12 protein-coding genes, 1 tRNA gene and 1 riboswitch are annotated in these 13,391 nt (G+C 60.5%); of the genes, 3 read left to right on the top strand and 10 right to left on the bottom strand.

Annotated elements, in window-relative coordinates; translation table 11 throughout:
- Nucleotides 1–38: 38 nt before the first annotated feature.
- Together L904_RS01850 and L904_RS01845 are read right to left on the bottom strand one after the other, a co-directional pair.
- Nucleotides 39–112, bottom strand: a tRNA-Gly gene (locus L904_RS01850).
- Between the two features lie 59 nt (nucleotides 113–171).
- Complete coding sequence (locus L904_RS01845) at nucleotides 172–1,266, bottom strand: 2'-deoxycytidine 5'-triphosphate deaminase (protein WP_035265171.1); 1,095 nt, start codon at nucleotides 1,264–1,266, stop codon at nucleotides 172–174.
- 73 nt (nucleotides 1,267–1,339) lie between these two features.
- A riboswitch (SAM riboswitch) is annotated at nucleotides 1,340–1,418 on the top strand.
- Between the two features lie 43 nt (nucleotides 1,419–1,461).
- Between L904_RS01845 and L904_RS01840 the strand changes: the two genes are divergently transcribed.
- Nucleotides 1,462–2,646 carry an O-succinylhomoserine sulfhydrylase gene (locus tag L904_RS01840; protein ID WP_035265079.1) on the top strand — a complete coding sequence of 395 codons (1,185 nt, stop codon included), beginning with the start codon at nucleotides 1,462–1,464 and terminating at the stop codon, nucleotides 2,644–2,646.
- 233 nt (nucleotides 2,647–2,879) lie between these two features.
- The gene (gene apaG / locus L904_RS01835; protein WP_003503545.1) at nucleotides 2,880–3,272 is read left to right on the top strand and encodes a Co2+/Mg2+ efflux protein ApaG; all 393 of its coding nucleotides are present in this window, start codon (nucleotides 2,880–2,882) and stop codon (nucleotides 3,270–3,272) included.
- Nucleotides 3,273–3,321: 49 nt separating this feature from the next.
- Here the strand turns inward: apaG and L904_RS01830 are convergent, their stop codons facing one another.
- The 3 genes from L904_RS01830 to L904_RS01820 all read right to left on the bottom strand — a co-directional run bounded on the left by L904_RS01830 (nucleotide 3,322) and on the right by L904_RS01820 (nucleotide 6,728).
- A complete protein-coding gene (locus tag L904_RS01830) occupies nucleotides 3,322–4,311 on the bottom strand; it encodes an Hsp33 family molecular chaperone (protein WP_035265077.1) in 990 nt (329 codons plus the stop codon).
- Nucleotides 4,312–4,553: 242 nt separating this feature from the next.
- Nucleotides 4,554–5,471 carry an ornithine carbamoyltransferase gene (gene argF, locus L904_RS01825; protein WP_035265076.1) on the bottom strand — a complete coding sequence of 306 codons (918 nt, stop codon included), beginning with the start codon at nucleotides 5,469–5,471 and terminating at the stop codon, nucleotides 4,554–4,556.
- A gap of 57 nt (nucleotides 5,472–5,528) precedes the next feature.
- Entirely contained in the window at nucleotides 5,529–6,728 is a 1,200-nt protein-coding gene (locus L904_RS01820; protein ID WP_035265073.1) for an aspartate aminotransferase family protein, read from the bottom strand.
- 431 nt (nucleotides 6,729–7,159) lie between these two features.
- Between L904_RS01820 and L904_RS01815 the strand changes: the two genes are divergently transcribed.
- Nucleotides 7,160–7,693, top strand: a complete 534-nt coding sequence (locus L904_RS01815) for a GcrA family cell cycle regulator (protein ID WP_003519984.1) — start codon at nucleotides 7,160–7,162, stop codon at nucleotides 7,691–7,693.
- Between the two features lie 381 nt (nucleotides 7,694–8,074).
- Here the strand turns inward: L904_RS01815 and phoB are convergent, their stop codons facing one another.
- The 5 genes from phoB to pstC form a co-directional block, all read right to left on the bottom strand.
- On the bottom strand, nucleotides 8,075–8,758 hold the full coding sequence (phoB, locus tag L904_RS01810; RefSeq protein ID WP_003493692.1) for a phosphate regulon transcriptional regulator PhoB: 684 nt from the start codon (nucleotides 8,756–8,758) through the stop codon (nucleotides 8,075–8,077).
- A 30-nt stretch (nucleotides 8,759–8,788) separates the two neighbouring features.
- Nucleotides 8,789–9,514 carry a phosphate signaling complex protein PhoU gene (gene phoU, locus L904_RS01805; RefSeq protein WP_003519985.1) on the bottom strand — a complete coding sequence of 242 codons (726 nt, stop codon included), beginning with the start codon at nucleotides 9,512–9,514 and terminating at the stop codon, nucleotides 8,789–8,791.
- Between the two features lie 96 nt (nucleotides 9,515–9,610).
- Nucleotides 9,611–10,426 (bottom strand): phosphate ABC transporter ATP-binding protein PstB, encoded by an 816-nt coding sequence (gene pstB / locus L904_RS01800; RefSeq protein WP_003519986.1) that lies wholly within the window; start codon nucleotides 10,424–10,426, stop codon nucleotides 9,611–9,613.
- Nucleotides 10,427–10,440: 14 nt separating this feature from the next.
- A complete protein-coding gene (gene pstA / locus L904_RS01795; RefSeq protein WP_035265072.1) occupies nucleotides 10,441–11,763 on the bottom strand; it encodes a phosphate ABC transporter permease PstA in 1,323 nt (440 codons plus the stop codon).
- Nucleotides 11,760–13,244, bottom strand: coding sequence for a phosphate ABC transporter permease subunit PstC (gene pstC, locus L904_RS01790; protein WP_035265070.1), 1,485 nt, complete (start codon nucleotides 13,242–13,244; stop codon nucleotides 11,760–11,762). Before pstC ends, pstA begins: the two co-directional genes overlap by 4 nt.
- Nucleotides 13,245–13,391 lie beyond the last annotated feature (147 nt).

Here is a 13,391-nt window from a genome sequence, read left to right as displayed (position 1 = left end):
CGCTTGTTGGACGTCGTTGATCTCGTTGGAAAGGTCGCTGGAGCGGGTGAAGGGAATCGAACCCTCGTATTCAGCTTGGGAAGCTGCTGCTCTACCATTGAGCTACACCCGCACCGCGCATAAGACATCGGATAGTTCGCAGCGGGTGTCAAGCACCCGCCGGGGTCGTTATTAGGCGCGAAAGTGCTTGGAGAGCTTCAGCCCCTGCGCCTGATAATTGGAGCCGAGGCCGGTGCCATAGAGGCCTTCCGGTTTCTGCAACATGTGCTCGTAAACCAGCCGGCCGACGATCTGGCCGTGTTCGAGGATGAAGGGAACCTCGTGGCTGCGCACTTCGAGCACGGCGCGGCTGCCTGTGCCGCCGGCCTGCGCATGGCCGAAGCCGGGATCGAAGAAGCCGGCGTAGTGCACGCGGAATTCGCCCACCAATGGATCGAAGGGTGTCATTTCGGCCGCATAGAGCGGCGGAACGTGGACTGCTTCGCGCGAGACGAGAATATAGAATTCATCCGGATCGAGGATCAGTTCGGCGCGGCCGCGGGCATAGAGCGGCTCCCAGAAATCGAGAACGTCGTGCTGGGCCTTCTTGTCGACATCCACCACCGCCGTGTGATGTTTGCCGCGATAACCGATCAGTCCGTTTTCACCGAAACCCTTGAGGTCGATCGAGAGCGCGATGCCGCCGCCGGTCACGTTGGGCGTGTCGCTGGCAACCAGCGTTTCCGTCTCGTGCAGCTTCAGCAGTTCACTTTCGTTGAGCAGCGAATGGCCAATGCGGAAGCGGATCTGCGACAGGCGCGAGCCGCGTCGCACCACGATTGGGAAGGTGCGCGGGCTGATTTCCAGATAGAGCGGGCCGGCATAACCCGCCGGTATCTTGTCGAATTCCTGCGCGCTGTCAGTCATGACGCGGGTGAAGATATCGAGACGGCCGGTCGAGCTTTTCGGATTTGCCGAGGCCGACATGTCCGCCGGCAGCGCAAGGCTTTCCATCAAGGGAACGATATAGACACAACCGGTTTCCAGCACCGCGCCCTGGGTAAGGTCGATCTCGTGCAGGCTGAGACGATTGAGCTTGTCGATGACGCGGTTTCCGGGGCCGGGCATGAAACTGGCGCGGACGCGATAGGCCTTCGAGCCGAGCCTGAGATCGAGGCTGGCGGGCTGCACCTGATCAGCATCGAGATCGGCCTCGCTCTTCAGCTTGCCGCCCGCAAACAGCGCCTTGATTGCGCCATCCGCCAAAATGCCCGTGGTTCTGGTCATGGTCATCATTCCTTTTTACGGCGACAAAACCAAAAGGAAAGCATTGACGCAAGCCGGTAACGGCAGTATGGCAAGCTTATCCCGTGGTGATTTGGCCGGTCGGCTTGCAGCCACGTTAAACAAGTGGCTAAAAAGACCGGGTGCTAGGAACCGGTCTGCTTTTGCGGCCGGTTTTTTTGTTTTGAAGGTGATCACATGAGCAATAAATGGCGCCCGGCAACCCAGCTCGTTCACGGCGGTACGCTACGCTCCCCTTACGGTGAAACGTCGGAAGCAATCTATCTGACCCAGGGTTTCGTCTATGAAAACTCCGAAGCCGCCGAAGCGCGCTTCAAGGGTGAAACGGATGGGTTCATCTACGCCCGCTATGCGAGCCCGACCAACGACATGTTCGAAAAGCGCATGTGCCTGCTGGAAGGCGCTGAAGACGCCCGCGCACTTGCCTCCGGCATGGCCGCCGTCACCGCCGCCATCATGTGCCAGCTGCGCGCCGGCGACCATATCGTTGCGGCCCGCGCCCTCTTCGGCTCCTGCCGCTGGGTGGTCGAAACGCTTGCGCCGAAATACGGCATCGAATGCACGCTGATCGACGGTCGCGATCTCGGAAACTGGGAAAAGGCGATCCAGCCGAACACCAAGCTGTTCTTCCTCGAAAGCCCGACCAATCCGACGCTTGAAATCATCGATATTGCCGGCGTGGCGAAGCTCGCTAACCAGATCGGTGCGAAGGTGGTGGTCGACAACGTCTTCGCCACACCGCTTTTCCAGAAGCCGCTCGAACTCGGCGCCCATATCGTCGTTTATTCGGCCACCAAGCATATTGACGGCCAGGGCCGCTGCCTTGGCGGCGTGATCCTTTCCGACAAGAAGTGGATCGAAGAAGAACTGCAGGATTATTTCCGCCATACCGGCCCGGCCATGTCGCCTTTCAATGCCTGGACGCTTCTGAAAGGCATCGAGACCCTGCCGCTGCGCGTCAAACAGCAGACGGCCAATGCCGGCAAAATCGCCGATTTTCTCGCCGATAGTGGCAAGGTCGCCAAGGTCATCTATCCCGGCCGCGCCGATCACCCGCAGGCCGATATCATCGCGCGGCAGATGTCCGGCGGCTCGACGCTTGTGGCTTTCGAACTGAAGGGCGGCAAGGAAGCGGCCTTCAAGCTGCAGAACGCGCTTGAGATCGTGAAGATTTCAAACAATCTCGGCGACGCCAAGAGCCTCATCACCCACCCCGGCACGACGACGCACAAGAACCTCACCGATGAGGCGCGTGCCGAACTCGGCATTTCCGGCGGCACCCTGCGCCTTTCCTGCGGCATCGAGGATACCGACGATCTGCTGGAGGATCTGGCGAAGGGTCTGGCGGCCGTTTCGGCCTGAAAATTCAATCTGCAAATTGCCATGGCCTGACCGCGTGTCGGGCCATGGTTCGCCTGCATGGTCCAAAAAGACCGCTTCAGGCAACCAATATTTACCTTTCCCGTTATCCCTAACGGTGGAAAACAGCGCAACAGGAGACGCCTCCTGCCCGTCAAGTCATTCATTTTCTTGACGATAGCCAGAGCCTATAGTGTAGGATGCGGCGGCAGGCATAATATCGAGGTGTGGCGCGTATGTATCGTGCTCTGACAAGGGATATCGAGGTAACGGTCGATCCGTATTATCTCGAGGAACAATCCGACCCGGATGACGATCGTTACGTCTGGGGCTACAAAGTCGTGATCGCGAACAATTCCGATATTCCGGTTACCCTCGTCAATCGCTATTGGCATATCACCGATCAGAACGGACAGGTGGATGAGGTCTATGGGCCGGGCGTTGTGGGTGAGAAACCGCATCTGAAACCGGGCGACAGCTACGAATATTCTTCCGGCTGCCCGCTGGATACACCTTCCGGCCTGATGTTCGGCCATTATGAAATGGAAACGGAAAATGGCGAGGTGTTCAACGTCACCATACCCGCCTTTTCGCTGGATTCACCCGGCCTGATGCGGGTCCTGAACTGACATTCACCCGGCAATGAAAAAGCCGCGCCCTTCAGGACGCGGCTTTCATTCAGGCATTCTCAAATTCGCTGACATCGTAGCGATAGGTGGTGGAGCAGAACTCGCAGGTCACGGCAATGGCGCCGTCTTCCTCGCTTGCCTCGATCTCCTCGGCGGTGAAGCCGGACAGCACGCCCTTGATCTTGTCCCGCGAGCAGCTGCAACGGTCGAAAACCGCCTGCGGATCATAGATGCGCACACCGCTCTCATGGAAAAGCCGGAAGAGAAGGCGTTCCACCGGCACCTGCGGATCGGTCAGCTCGTCGGTATCCACCGTGTTCAGCAGCGTCACCGCCTCGGTCCAGGCATCGTCTTCCAGCACCTCGTGACCGCCTTCGTCGCCATCGCCGCCATGCAGGTCGCGCATGCGCAGCCGCTCAGGCGCCTGCGGCAGGAACTGCGCGATAACGCCGCCCGCACGCCAGCCATGACGCGGCTTGCCTTCGCCATCACGGTCGAAGAATTCGGCAACGCCCAGCCGCACGCGGGTGGGAAGCTGTTCCGACTGACGGAAATAGACCCCGGCAATGTCTTCCAGCGACGAGCCATCGAGCGGCACGATACCCTGATAAGGCTGCATGCCCGCCCCCTGATCGATCGTGAAGGCCAGAATGCCGTTGCCGAGCAATTGCTCCGGCGACGTCGCCCCGGCCGCAATTGCCTCCGCCAGCCGCTCCTCATCGAAACGGGCATAAGCGCGCATGCTTTCCGGCGCGGTGAAATCCGCAACCAGCAGGTCGACCGGGCCGTCACCCTTGGTCTGGACGGTCAGCTTGCCGGAAAACTTGAGCGACGTGCCGATCAGCGCCGTCAGAACGGTCGCTTCCGCCAGCAGGCGGGCGACCGCCGGGGGATAGTCATGCCGCTCGAGGATGGCATTCAGCAGCGGACTCACCTGCACGGCGCGGCCGCGCACATCCAGACCTTCGACCTGAAAGGGCACAACCTTGTCGTCGCCAGCAAAATCGAGATCGTCCAGTTCAACCGTTACATCTGCCATGTCATACTCCCTGGCGCAGCCGTGGCGCCGCTACCGTCCAAAAGTCCGGCTTTTAAAATGTGCTTTTTTCGCTTGTCGCACAGAGACCCGGGAAGAGAAACCGCTTCCGGGGAAAAACGTGCAAATCGTGATGATGGCCCGCCAGCAAAACCGACGAGCCTCTTCGAAGTCCCACAGATGGTAATCTATGCGCGCAAGTTCAAGCACCCGGCGTGACGCGTGTCAGGCCGGGCGATTGCTCATCAGATGACGCCCATGCACCATGCGATGATGGACTTCTGCGCGTGGAGGCGGTTTTCCGCCTCGTCGAAGACGACGGATTGCGGACCGTCGATCACGGCATCCGTCACTTCCTCACCGCGATGGGCCGGCAGGCAATGCATGAACAGCGCGTCTTTTTCCGCCTTGGCCATCAGGGCGTCATTCACCTGATAGGGCTGGAAGATGTTGTGGCCGCGCGCCTTGTGTTCCTGGTTCATGGACACCCAGGTATCGGTGACGACGCAGTCCGCACCCGCAACGGCCTTGTCGGCGTCGTGGCACAGCATGATCTCGCCGCCATTGTTGCGCGCCCAGTTCAGGAACTTGTCGTGCGGTTCAGAGCCCATCGGCACTGCCATCGTCATGCGATAACCGAAGCGCGCCGAGCCTTCGACGAAGGAATGCAGGACGTTGTTGCCGTCACCCGTCCAGGCAATGGTCTTGCCTTTGACCGGGCCGCGATGTTCCTCGAAGGTCATGATATCCGCCATGATCTGGCAGGGATGCGTGTCATCCGTCAGGGCGTTGATGACCGGCACGGTCGCGTGTTCAGCAAGCTCCAGCAGGCGCGAATGATCCGTCGTGCGGATCATGATGGCGTCGACGTAACGCGACAGCACCTTGGCCGTATCGCCGATCGTTTCGGCACGACCGAGCTGCATTTCCGTACCAGAGAGGAAAAGCGTCTCGCCGCCGAGCTGGCGCATGCCGACATCGAAGGAGACGCGGGTGCGGGTGGAAGGCTTTTCGAAGATCATTGCCAGCATCTTGCCGGCAAGCGGCTTTTCCGCCGTTCCGGCCTTGGTGGCGGCCTTGCGTGCGCGGGCATCGTCGAGAATTGCCCGCAGGTCCTGCGAGCTGACGGCCGACAGGTCGAGAAAATGTTTAGGTGAAGCCATTTCAAACTGTCCCATGCTCGCGAGCCTCGGGGAAGAGGCCCGCCCTTTATTGTTTCCTCAGGCGATTTTTGCCTGTTTCGCTGTTAGGGAAGCGGCGGCCGCTTCCACGCGTGACAGACCCTCACGGGCCTCTTCCGCCGTGGTGACGAGCGGCGGCAGAAGACGGATGACGTTGTCGCCCGCCGGCACACCCAGCAGATGCTCGGCGCGCATGGCCTGCAGCAGCTCGCCCGATGGAACCTTGGCCTTGATGCCGAGAAGCAAGCCTTCGCCACGAATTTCCTCGATAACGTCAGGATAACGATCCTTCAGCGAGGCAAGGCCCTGGCGGAAGACCAGCGCGACATCACGGACCTTTTCCAGAAAGCCCTCGGAGAGGACAACATCGAGCACGGCATTGCCGACAGCCATGGCCAGCGGGTTGCCGCCATAGGTGGTGCCGTGCACGCCCGCCGTCATGCCGGAAGCGGCATCCGCCGTCGCAAGGCAGGCGCCGAGCGGGAAACCGCCGCCGATACCCTTGGCAACCGCCATGATATCCGGTGCAACGCCCGTCTGCTCATAGGCAAAGAGCTTGCCCGTACGGCCAACGCCGGTCTGGACCTCGTCGAAAATCAGCAGCATGCCATGCTCATCGCAGAGCGACCGCAGCAGCTGCAGGAATTCCTTGGCTGGTGCGCGAATGCCGCCCTCACCCTGAATGGGCTCGATCAGAAGCGCGGCCGTCTCGGCCGTGATGGCGGCTTTCAGCGCATCGACGTCACCGAAGGGCACCTGGTCGAAACCTTCGACCTTGGGGCCGAAACCTTCGAGATATTTCTGCTGGCCGCCGGCGGCAATCGTCGCCAGCGTGCGGCCATGGAAGGCACCTTCGAAAGTGACAATCCGGAATTTTTCCGGATGCCCCTTGGAATAATGATAACGGCGCGCGGTCTTGATCGCGCATTCCAGCGCTTCCGCGCCGGAATTGGTGAAGAAGACCTTGTCTGCGAATGTCGCTTCCGTCAGGCGCTTTGCAAGCTTTTCCTGGCCCGGTACTTCATAAAGGTTCGAGACGTGCCAGACCTTCTCGGCCTGGGTCTTGATCGCCTCCACGAGGTGCGGATGGGCGTGGCCCAGCGAGTTGACCGCGACGCCGGCCGCAAAATCCAGATATCGTTCGCCGCTTTCCGTGAACAGCCAGACGCCTTCGCCTCGCTCGAAGCGCAGGGGGGCTCTTGCAAACGTATCGAACAATGGCGCGGCGGCTTCGGCCATGGCTGTATCACTCCTTGCGCGGATGCGCTGTCAGACGGTTGTCAATAGGCTTCCGGGGTTATCCCTTGCCTGAAAATCAAAAATGCCGCCTCGCGGCGGCAGGGGCACTATTGTCACTTCGCCTGCCGATGTCAACAAAAGTCCGCGTTTCCCGGGCTTCTCAAGCCCTAGTAGGTGGCGGCGGACGAGGCCCAAGGTGTTGCCTTTCAGACTCAACTCGCCAGCAAGTTGGGGAAAACCGGAAAATCGATTCGAGATGATTCCTGCGACTCTTGCCACGGAGTCTGCGTGGCACTAGGTTAATCGCTAATTACTAGACTGCATTGCGGCGGAACTAGTCACCAAAAATCAGGCAGAAACCACGCTCGCGGCACGCCCGCGAGGCGGAGAGGGATTCTGCCGACATTATACGCGACAAGCGGAGAAGCGGCATGAACTGGACAGACGAACGGGTCGAAAAACTCAAGAAATTGTGGTCCGAGGGGCTTAGCGCCAGCCAGATAGCAGCACAGCTGGGCGGCGTCAGCCGCAATGCCGTCATCGGCAAGGTCCATCGCCTCAACCTGCCGGGACGCGTGAAGGCCGGCGGCCCGGTTACTTCGGCGCGTTCCGCGCCCAAGCGCACCGCCGCCCCTGCCCCGCGCGCGACGAATTTCGCGACCCGCGTCAGCGCAGCACCTGCACGCGCCCTGAACCGCTCGAGCGCGGCAACGGCGCTGCACGAGGAGATCGATATCGAGACCGCCGAAGTTCTCGATTACGTTCCCTCCAAAAATGTCGTGACACCGATTTCCCGCCGCCTGACGCTGACAGAACTGACGGAGCGCACCTGCAAGTGGCCGGTCGGCGATCCGCTGAAGGATGATTTCCATTTCTGCGGTTGTGAAGCACTGGAATCTTCGCCCTATTGCAAGTTCCATGCAAAGCTCGCCTACCAGCCGGTAAGCGAGCGTCGCAAGGCTTGAGTGTTGCGGCACGCATTCGACACTCAAAAACTACGGGCCTTCGGGCCCGTTTTTTTATGGCGGAATCCAAAGTGGTTCAGACGCGGAGCCCGCGTTGTTTAAGAGGCGCTCCCGATCCCTGTTCTCGCGCATTCTCCGGATGTAAAACCGCGATGCGCCGTTGCGGCAAATGCTCTGAATTTGTCGGCGACGTGCCGCGCCCTTCCTCCTGTCAGGTTTCACCGCGCAATCCGGCTTTCAGCAGACCGTCTGTCACCTTCAAAAGAACAAGGATACACGTTTGCGGAAGGTTCAAAATCGAAAGGCCCGACACCGTTCGGGTCTCGGGCCTTCTGATTTTTGGGGAATTTATCCCAAGTGAAACCATCGGTTTCGGTTTTCTCAGGCTTCCATTGAATATCCGGCGCCGCGCACGGTGCGGATGACATCCTGCATATGCGAAAAATTGAGCGCCTTGCGCAGACGTCCGACATGCACGTCGACGGTGCGCTCATCCACATAGATATCGTGACCCCAGACGCCATCCAGCAATTGCGAGCGGGAAAACACCCGGCCGGGAGAGGTCATCAGGAATTCCAGCAGGCGGAACTCCGTCGGGCCGAGGCGCACTTCGCGGCTCTTGCGGTGAACGCGATGGGTCTCGCGATCCAGTTCGATATCGCCGCATTTCAGCACTGAAGACAAAACCTCGGGGCGGGCGCGGCGCAGCATCGCCTTGACGCGGGCCATGAGTTCCGGTGTCGAGAACGGCTTGACGACATAATCGTCAGCGCCGGTGGCGAGGCCGCGAACCCTTTCGCTTTCCTCGCCGCGCGCCGTCAGCATGATGATGGGCAGGCGCTCGGTTTCCGGCCGCATCCTGAGCCGACGGCACAGTTCGATACCGGAAACGCCGGGAAGCATCCAATCCAGGATAAGAAGGTCCGGAATACGTTCCTGCAGCCTGATTTCTGCCTCGTCTCCACGGGGTATCGTGTCGACGTCATATCCCTCAGCCTCGAGATTGTAACGAAGCAGGACGCTCAGCGCTTCCTCGTCTTCCACAACTGCAATCTTGGGCACCATATACTAACTCCGCAAGCCGCTGCCTGTCTGTTACTCGGTCACCGAACCGAGGGTGTTGGAACTGTCGTCCTTCGGACGCTCGCCTTCCGGCTGGCTGCCGGTGGTCATGTAATAGATCGTCTCGGCGATATTGGTGGCGTGGTCGCCGATACGCTCGATGTTCTTGGCGCAGAACAGAAGATGCGTGCAGGTGGTGATATTGCGCGGATCTTCCATCATGTAGGTCAAAAGCTCACGGAAGAGCGACGTGTACATGGCGTCGATTTCCTCGTCGCGCTCGCGAATGGCATTGGCCTTCTCGGCGGAACGCGTGGAATAGACGTCCAGCACTTCCTTGAGCTGTACCAGCGCCAGTTCCGACAGATGCTCGATGCCGCGGGCGAGCTTGCGCGGCACGCCGGTGCCGGCAACCGCGATGACGCGCTTGGCGGTGTTCTTGCCAAGGTCGCCGACGCGCTCAAGGTCAGCTGCAATACGCAGGGTGCCGATGATCTCGCGAAGGTCTGCCGCCATCGGCTGGCGTTTGGCGATGGTGACGATGGCCTTGTCGCCGATCTCGCGCTCGGCGTGGTCGAGGATCGCATCGTCGGAAATGACCTTCTGGGCAAGCGCGGCATCGGAATTGACGAGCGCACGCACGGCGTCGGCGCACATCTGCTCCGCAAGACCGCCCATTTCGGCGATGCGGCGCGTTAGAAACTTCAATTCATCGTCATAAACGGAAACGATGTGCGAATGGGTCGTTGTCTGTGTCATGGTCTAGTCCTCCGGCTTGGCCTGCATGCGCGTACCCGGAAGCGGGCACGGCAGAAGCACCAGTCTTGTTCGGTTTCGATAAAGCGCCGGCCGGGATCAGCCGAAGCGGCCCATGATGTAATCCTGCGTGCGCTGGTCGTCCGGATTGGTGAACATCTTGTCGGTTTCGTTTTCCTCGACAAGATGACCAAGATGGAACATGGCCGTGCGCTGGGAAACACGCGCCGCCTGCTGCATGGAGTGCGTGACGATGACGATGGTGTAATTGGTGCGCAGCTCGTGGATCAGTTCCTCGACCTTTGCGGTCGCGATCGGGTCGAGAGCCGAGCAGGGCTCGTCCATCAGGATCACTTCCGGGCTGACGGCAACTGCGCGTGCGATGCACAGACGCTGCTGCTGACCGCCGGAGAGACCGGTGCCGGATTCGTGCAGGCGATCCTTAACCTCGTTCCAGAGACCCGCCTTCTGCAGGCTCTGCTCGACGATCTGGTCCATATCCGCCTTGTTGCGGGCGAGACCATGGATGCGCGGACCGTAGGAAATGTTTTCGTAGATCGACTTCGGGAAGGGGTTCGGCTTCTGGAACACCATGCCGACGCGGGCGCGCAATTCCACGACGTCAATCGCCTGGTCGTAGATATCGTCAGTGTCGAGCGTGATCTTGCCGGTGACCCGGCAACCGTCGATCGTGTCGTTCATACGGTTCAGGGTACGCAGGAAGGTGGATTTGCCGCAGCCGGACGGGCCGATAAGCGCGGTCACCGTATTTTCCCGAACGTTGAGGTTCACGTCGTAAAGCGCGCGCTTTTCGCCGTAATAAACCGAAACGTCCTTGCCGATCATCTTGTATGAGACTTCATTCATTTTCTTGTCCAGCGCCTTTTCAACTGCTGCTTCCGACAACATGTTCATTGCTCAAGCTCCCTCTACCAGCGCCGTTCGAAGCGGCGACGCAACAGGATTGCGCCAACATTCATGACGATGAGGAACAGAAGCAGGATGATGATAGCGCCGGATGTCCTTTCGACAAAGGCGCGCTCGGCTTCGTTCGCCCACATGTAAATCTGCACCGGCAGGGCCGTGGACGGATCCATCGGCGTTGTCGGGTAATTCGCAACGAATGCCACCATGCCGATCAAAAGCAGCGGCGCCGTTTCGCCCAGCGCGTGGGCGAGACCGATGATGGTGCCGGTCAGAATGCCGGGCATAGCGAGCGGCAGCACATGGTGGAAGATCGTCTGCATCTTGGAAGCGCCGAGGCCGAGGGCGGCGGCGCGGATAGAAGGCGGCACGGCTTTCAGGGCAGCGCGCGTCGCGATGATGATCGTCGGCAGGGTCATCAGCGTCAGGACGAGGCCGCCGACCAGCGAGGCCGAGCGCGGAAAGCCCATGAAGTTGATGAAAACCGAGAGTCCGAGCAGACCGTAAACGATAGAGGGAACGGCCGCGAGATTGTTAATATTCACCTCGATAAGATCCGTCAGACGGTTCTTCGGTGCGAATTCCTCGAGATAGATGGAGGCCGCGACGCCAATCGGCAATGACAGCACCAGCACGATCAGCATCATGTAGAAGGAGCCGATCAGCGCCACACCCACACCTGCCGCTTCCGGACGGCTCGACGCGCCGTTGACGAAGATGCCGGTATTGAAATGTTTGCCGAGCTGGCCGCTTTCGGCGAGCTGGTTCATCCAGCCGAGCTGCTGGTTCGAGATACGGCGATTGGCTTCATCCGCCTTCAGGTCGACCTGGCCCTTGAAGGCGCTGTCGACATCGCCCGAAGCCAGAAGCGTGACGGTGCGCGTGGTGCCGATGACGGCGGGATCGGCGACGACGATGTCGCGAAGCTGCGTGCGCACGCTGTCGGAAATCAGGAGGTTGACGGCGCGAAGACCGGCGCGGTCCGTCGGCGCAACGCCAAGGACCTTGGCGACCGCATCGCGGGCGATGACGGGATAATTGGCCGTCATCAGCTTTGTGGGATTGGTGGCGCGCTCATTTTTCGGATCGATGATCTGTTCGGAGAATTCGACCGGAACGGTGATCATCGTCTGCTGGAAGGCGGTGTAACCCTTGGAAACCACCGAGAAAAGCAGCAGGAAGAGAAAGATGAGGCCGAAGGAAATCGCTGCCATGCCGTAGGCACGGAAGCGGCGTTCGGCGGCATAGCGGCGCTTGATGCCGATATCACGGCGCGTGGCCTTGTTGACGGCGCTCGCGCCGGCTGCGGGAGAAACGATGTCGGTCATTCATATTGCTCCCGGTATTTGCGCACGATGTAAAGCGCGTAGATATTCAGGCAAAGCGTGATGGCGAAAAGCGTGATGCCGAGTGCAAAGGCAACCAGCGTCTGCGGCGAGGTGAATTCAAGGTCGCCGGTGAGCTGGCTGACGATCTTGACCGTCACCGTGGTCATGGGCTCGAAGGGATTGAGCTGCAGGCGGGCGGCAACACCGGCCGCGAGAACCACGATCATGGTTTCGCCGATGGCGCGCGACGCCGTCATCAGCACGGCGCCGACGATGCCCGGAAGAGCGGCCGGAACAATGACCCTCTTGATCGTCTCGGAGCGCGTGGCGCCAAGGCCGAGCGAACCGTCACGCAGCGAACGCGGCACGGCGGTGATGATATCGTCCGACAGCGACGACACATAGGGGATCAGCATGATGCCCATGACGAAGCCGGCAGTGATGACGCTCTGCGCCTGGATGAAGTTGGCGTAGTTGCCCGTCGCCAGACCGTTGATCTGCGTGGAAATGTCTCTGAGGAAAGGACCGACCGTCGTGAGCGCGAAGAAGCCGTAGACGATGGTGGGAATGCCGGCGAGCACTTCAAGCAGCGGCTTTGCCATGGAGCGGAAGCGCGGCGAGGCATATTCCGCCATGTAGATCGCCGAGAAGAGACCGACCGGAACCGCAACCAGCATGGCGACCAGGCCGATATAAAGCGTGCCGGCGAGCAGCGGGATCAGGCCGAACTGGCCGGAGGAGTCGGTGGCGCCTGCCGCCGCAAAACGCGGATCCCAGACCGTTCCGAAGAAGAACTGGTGCGCCGGAACCATGGTGAAAAACTGGATCGCCTCCGTCAGCATCGACAGGACGATGCCGATGGTCGTGAGGATGGCGATGGACGAGGCGACGAGCAGGGCCGCGAGAATGACTTTCTCGACCTGGTTGCGCGCCCGGAAACGCGGCGCAATCGCGCGCAGCGCATAGGCGCCGCCGCCGAGCGCGGCCAGCAGCACGACGGCGATCATCGCGATACGGCTGGTGGAGGTCATGCTGTTGAGCGTGTGGGCGGCATCGACCATGAACCGCTCGGGATCGCCGGCGATTGCAACACCCTTCGATGCCAGAAGCGGCCGGACCGCAGCCGTGTCCGCCTCGACCTGCGCGGTTTCCTCCGGCGTCAGCCGCTGGAGGCCACGGGCGATGGAGGTCACCATACCGTAGGTCAGGCTCTGCTGCGCTTCGGATTGCGCCCGGACATCCTCGGGGAAACTACCGCGCACCGCCGAGGTGACGAGCAATGGGCTGACAATGAGCCAGGCACAGAGAATGAACGCCGCGGGCAGCACCGCCCAGACGACCGCGTAGGAACCGTGATAACCGGCACGGGAATGCATGCTGGAGGGGCGACCGCCAGACAGGGCAACGGCACGGCGGCTGCCGAGCAGATAGCTGCCGATGCCGATGAGCGCCAGTATCAGCAAAAGGATCGATGTGTTCATTAGAGTTCCCTCGGCGTGCCTCAAGAGCACGGTGCGATATCGGGCAAATCAAAAAGTCATCAAAACGAGACCGCTGGACCATCCCATGATGCCTGCCGCCTGACTGTATCATAGTCTGGCAAGCGTCAAGGTTGATACATCCTATCC

This window comes from Agrobacterium sp. LY4 (genome assembly GCF_001526585.1).
Classification (GTDB): domain Bacteria; phylum Pseudomonadota; class Alphaproteobacteria; order Rhizobiales; family Rhizobiaceae; genus Agrobacterium; species Agrobacterium leguminum.
The sequence above is the reverse complement of the archived record's forward strand: the minus strand, read 5'-3'. Positions and strand labels throughout refer to the sequence as shown.

Excerpts from the sequence above, each read along its gene's own strand:
- pstB (WP_003519986.1), bottom strand. The coding sequence starts at position 10,426 with ATGAACATGTTGTCGGAAGCAGCAGTTGAAAAGGCGCTGGACAAGAAA.
- apaG (WP_003503545.1), top strand. The coding sequence starts at position 2,880 with ATGTATCGTGCTCTGACAAGGGATATCGAGGTAACGGTCGATCCGTAT.
- phoB (WP_003493692.1), bottom strand. The coding sequence starts at position 8,758 with ATGGTGCCCAAGATTGCAGTTGTGGAAGACGAGGAAGCGCTGAGCGTC.
- L904_RS01830 (WP_035265077.1), bottom strand. The coding sequence starts at position 4,311 with ATGGCAGATGTAACGGTTGAACTGGACGATCTCGATTTTGCTGGCGAC.
- L904_RS01840 (WP_035265079.1), top strand. The coding sequence starts at position 1,462 with ATGAGCAATAAATGGCGCCCGGCAACCCAGCTCGTTCACGGCGGTACG.
- L904_RS01820 (WP_035265073.1), bottom strand. The coding sequence starts at position 6,728 with ATGGCCGAAGCCGCCGCGCCATTGTTCGATACGTTTGCAAGAGCCCCC.
- pstA (WP_035265072.1), bottom strand. The coding sequence starts at position 11,763 with ATGACCGACATCGTTTCTCCCGCAGCCGGCGCGAGCGCCGTCAACAAG.
- L904_RS01815 (WP_003519984.1), top strand. The coding sequence starts at position 7,160 with ATGAACTGGACAGACGAACGGGTCGAAAAACTCAAGAAATTGTGGTCC.
- argF (WP_035265076.1), bottom strand. The coding sequence starts at position 5,471 with ATGGCTTCACCTAAACATTTTCTCGACCTGTCGGCCGTCAGCTCGCAG.
- L904_RS01845 (WP_035265171.1), bottom strand. The coding sequence starts at position 1,266 with ATGACCAGAACCACGGGCATTTTGGCGGATGGCGCAATCAAGGCGCTG.
- phoU (WP_003519985.1), bottom strand. The coding sequence starts at position 9,514 with ATGACACAGACAACGACCCATTCGCACATCGTTTCCGTTTATGACGAT.
- pstC (WP_035265070.1), bottom strand. The coding sequence starts at position 13,244 with ATGAACACATCGATCCTTTTGCTGATACTGGCGCTCATCGGCATCGGC.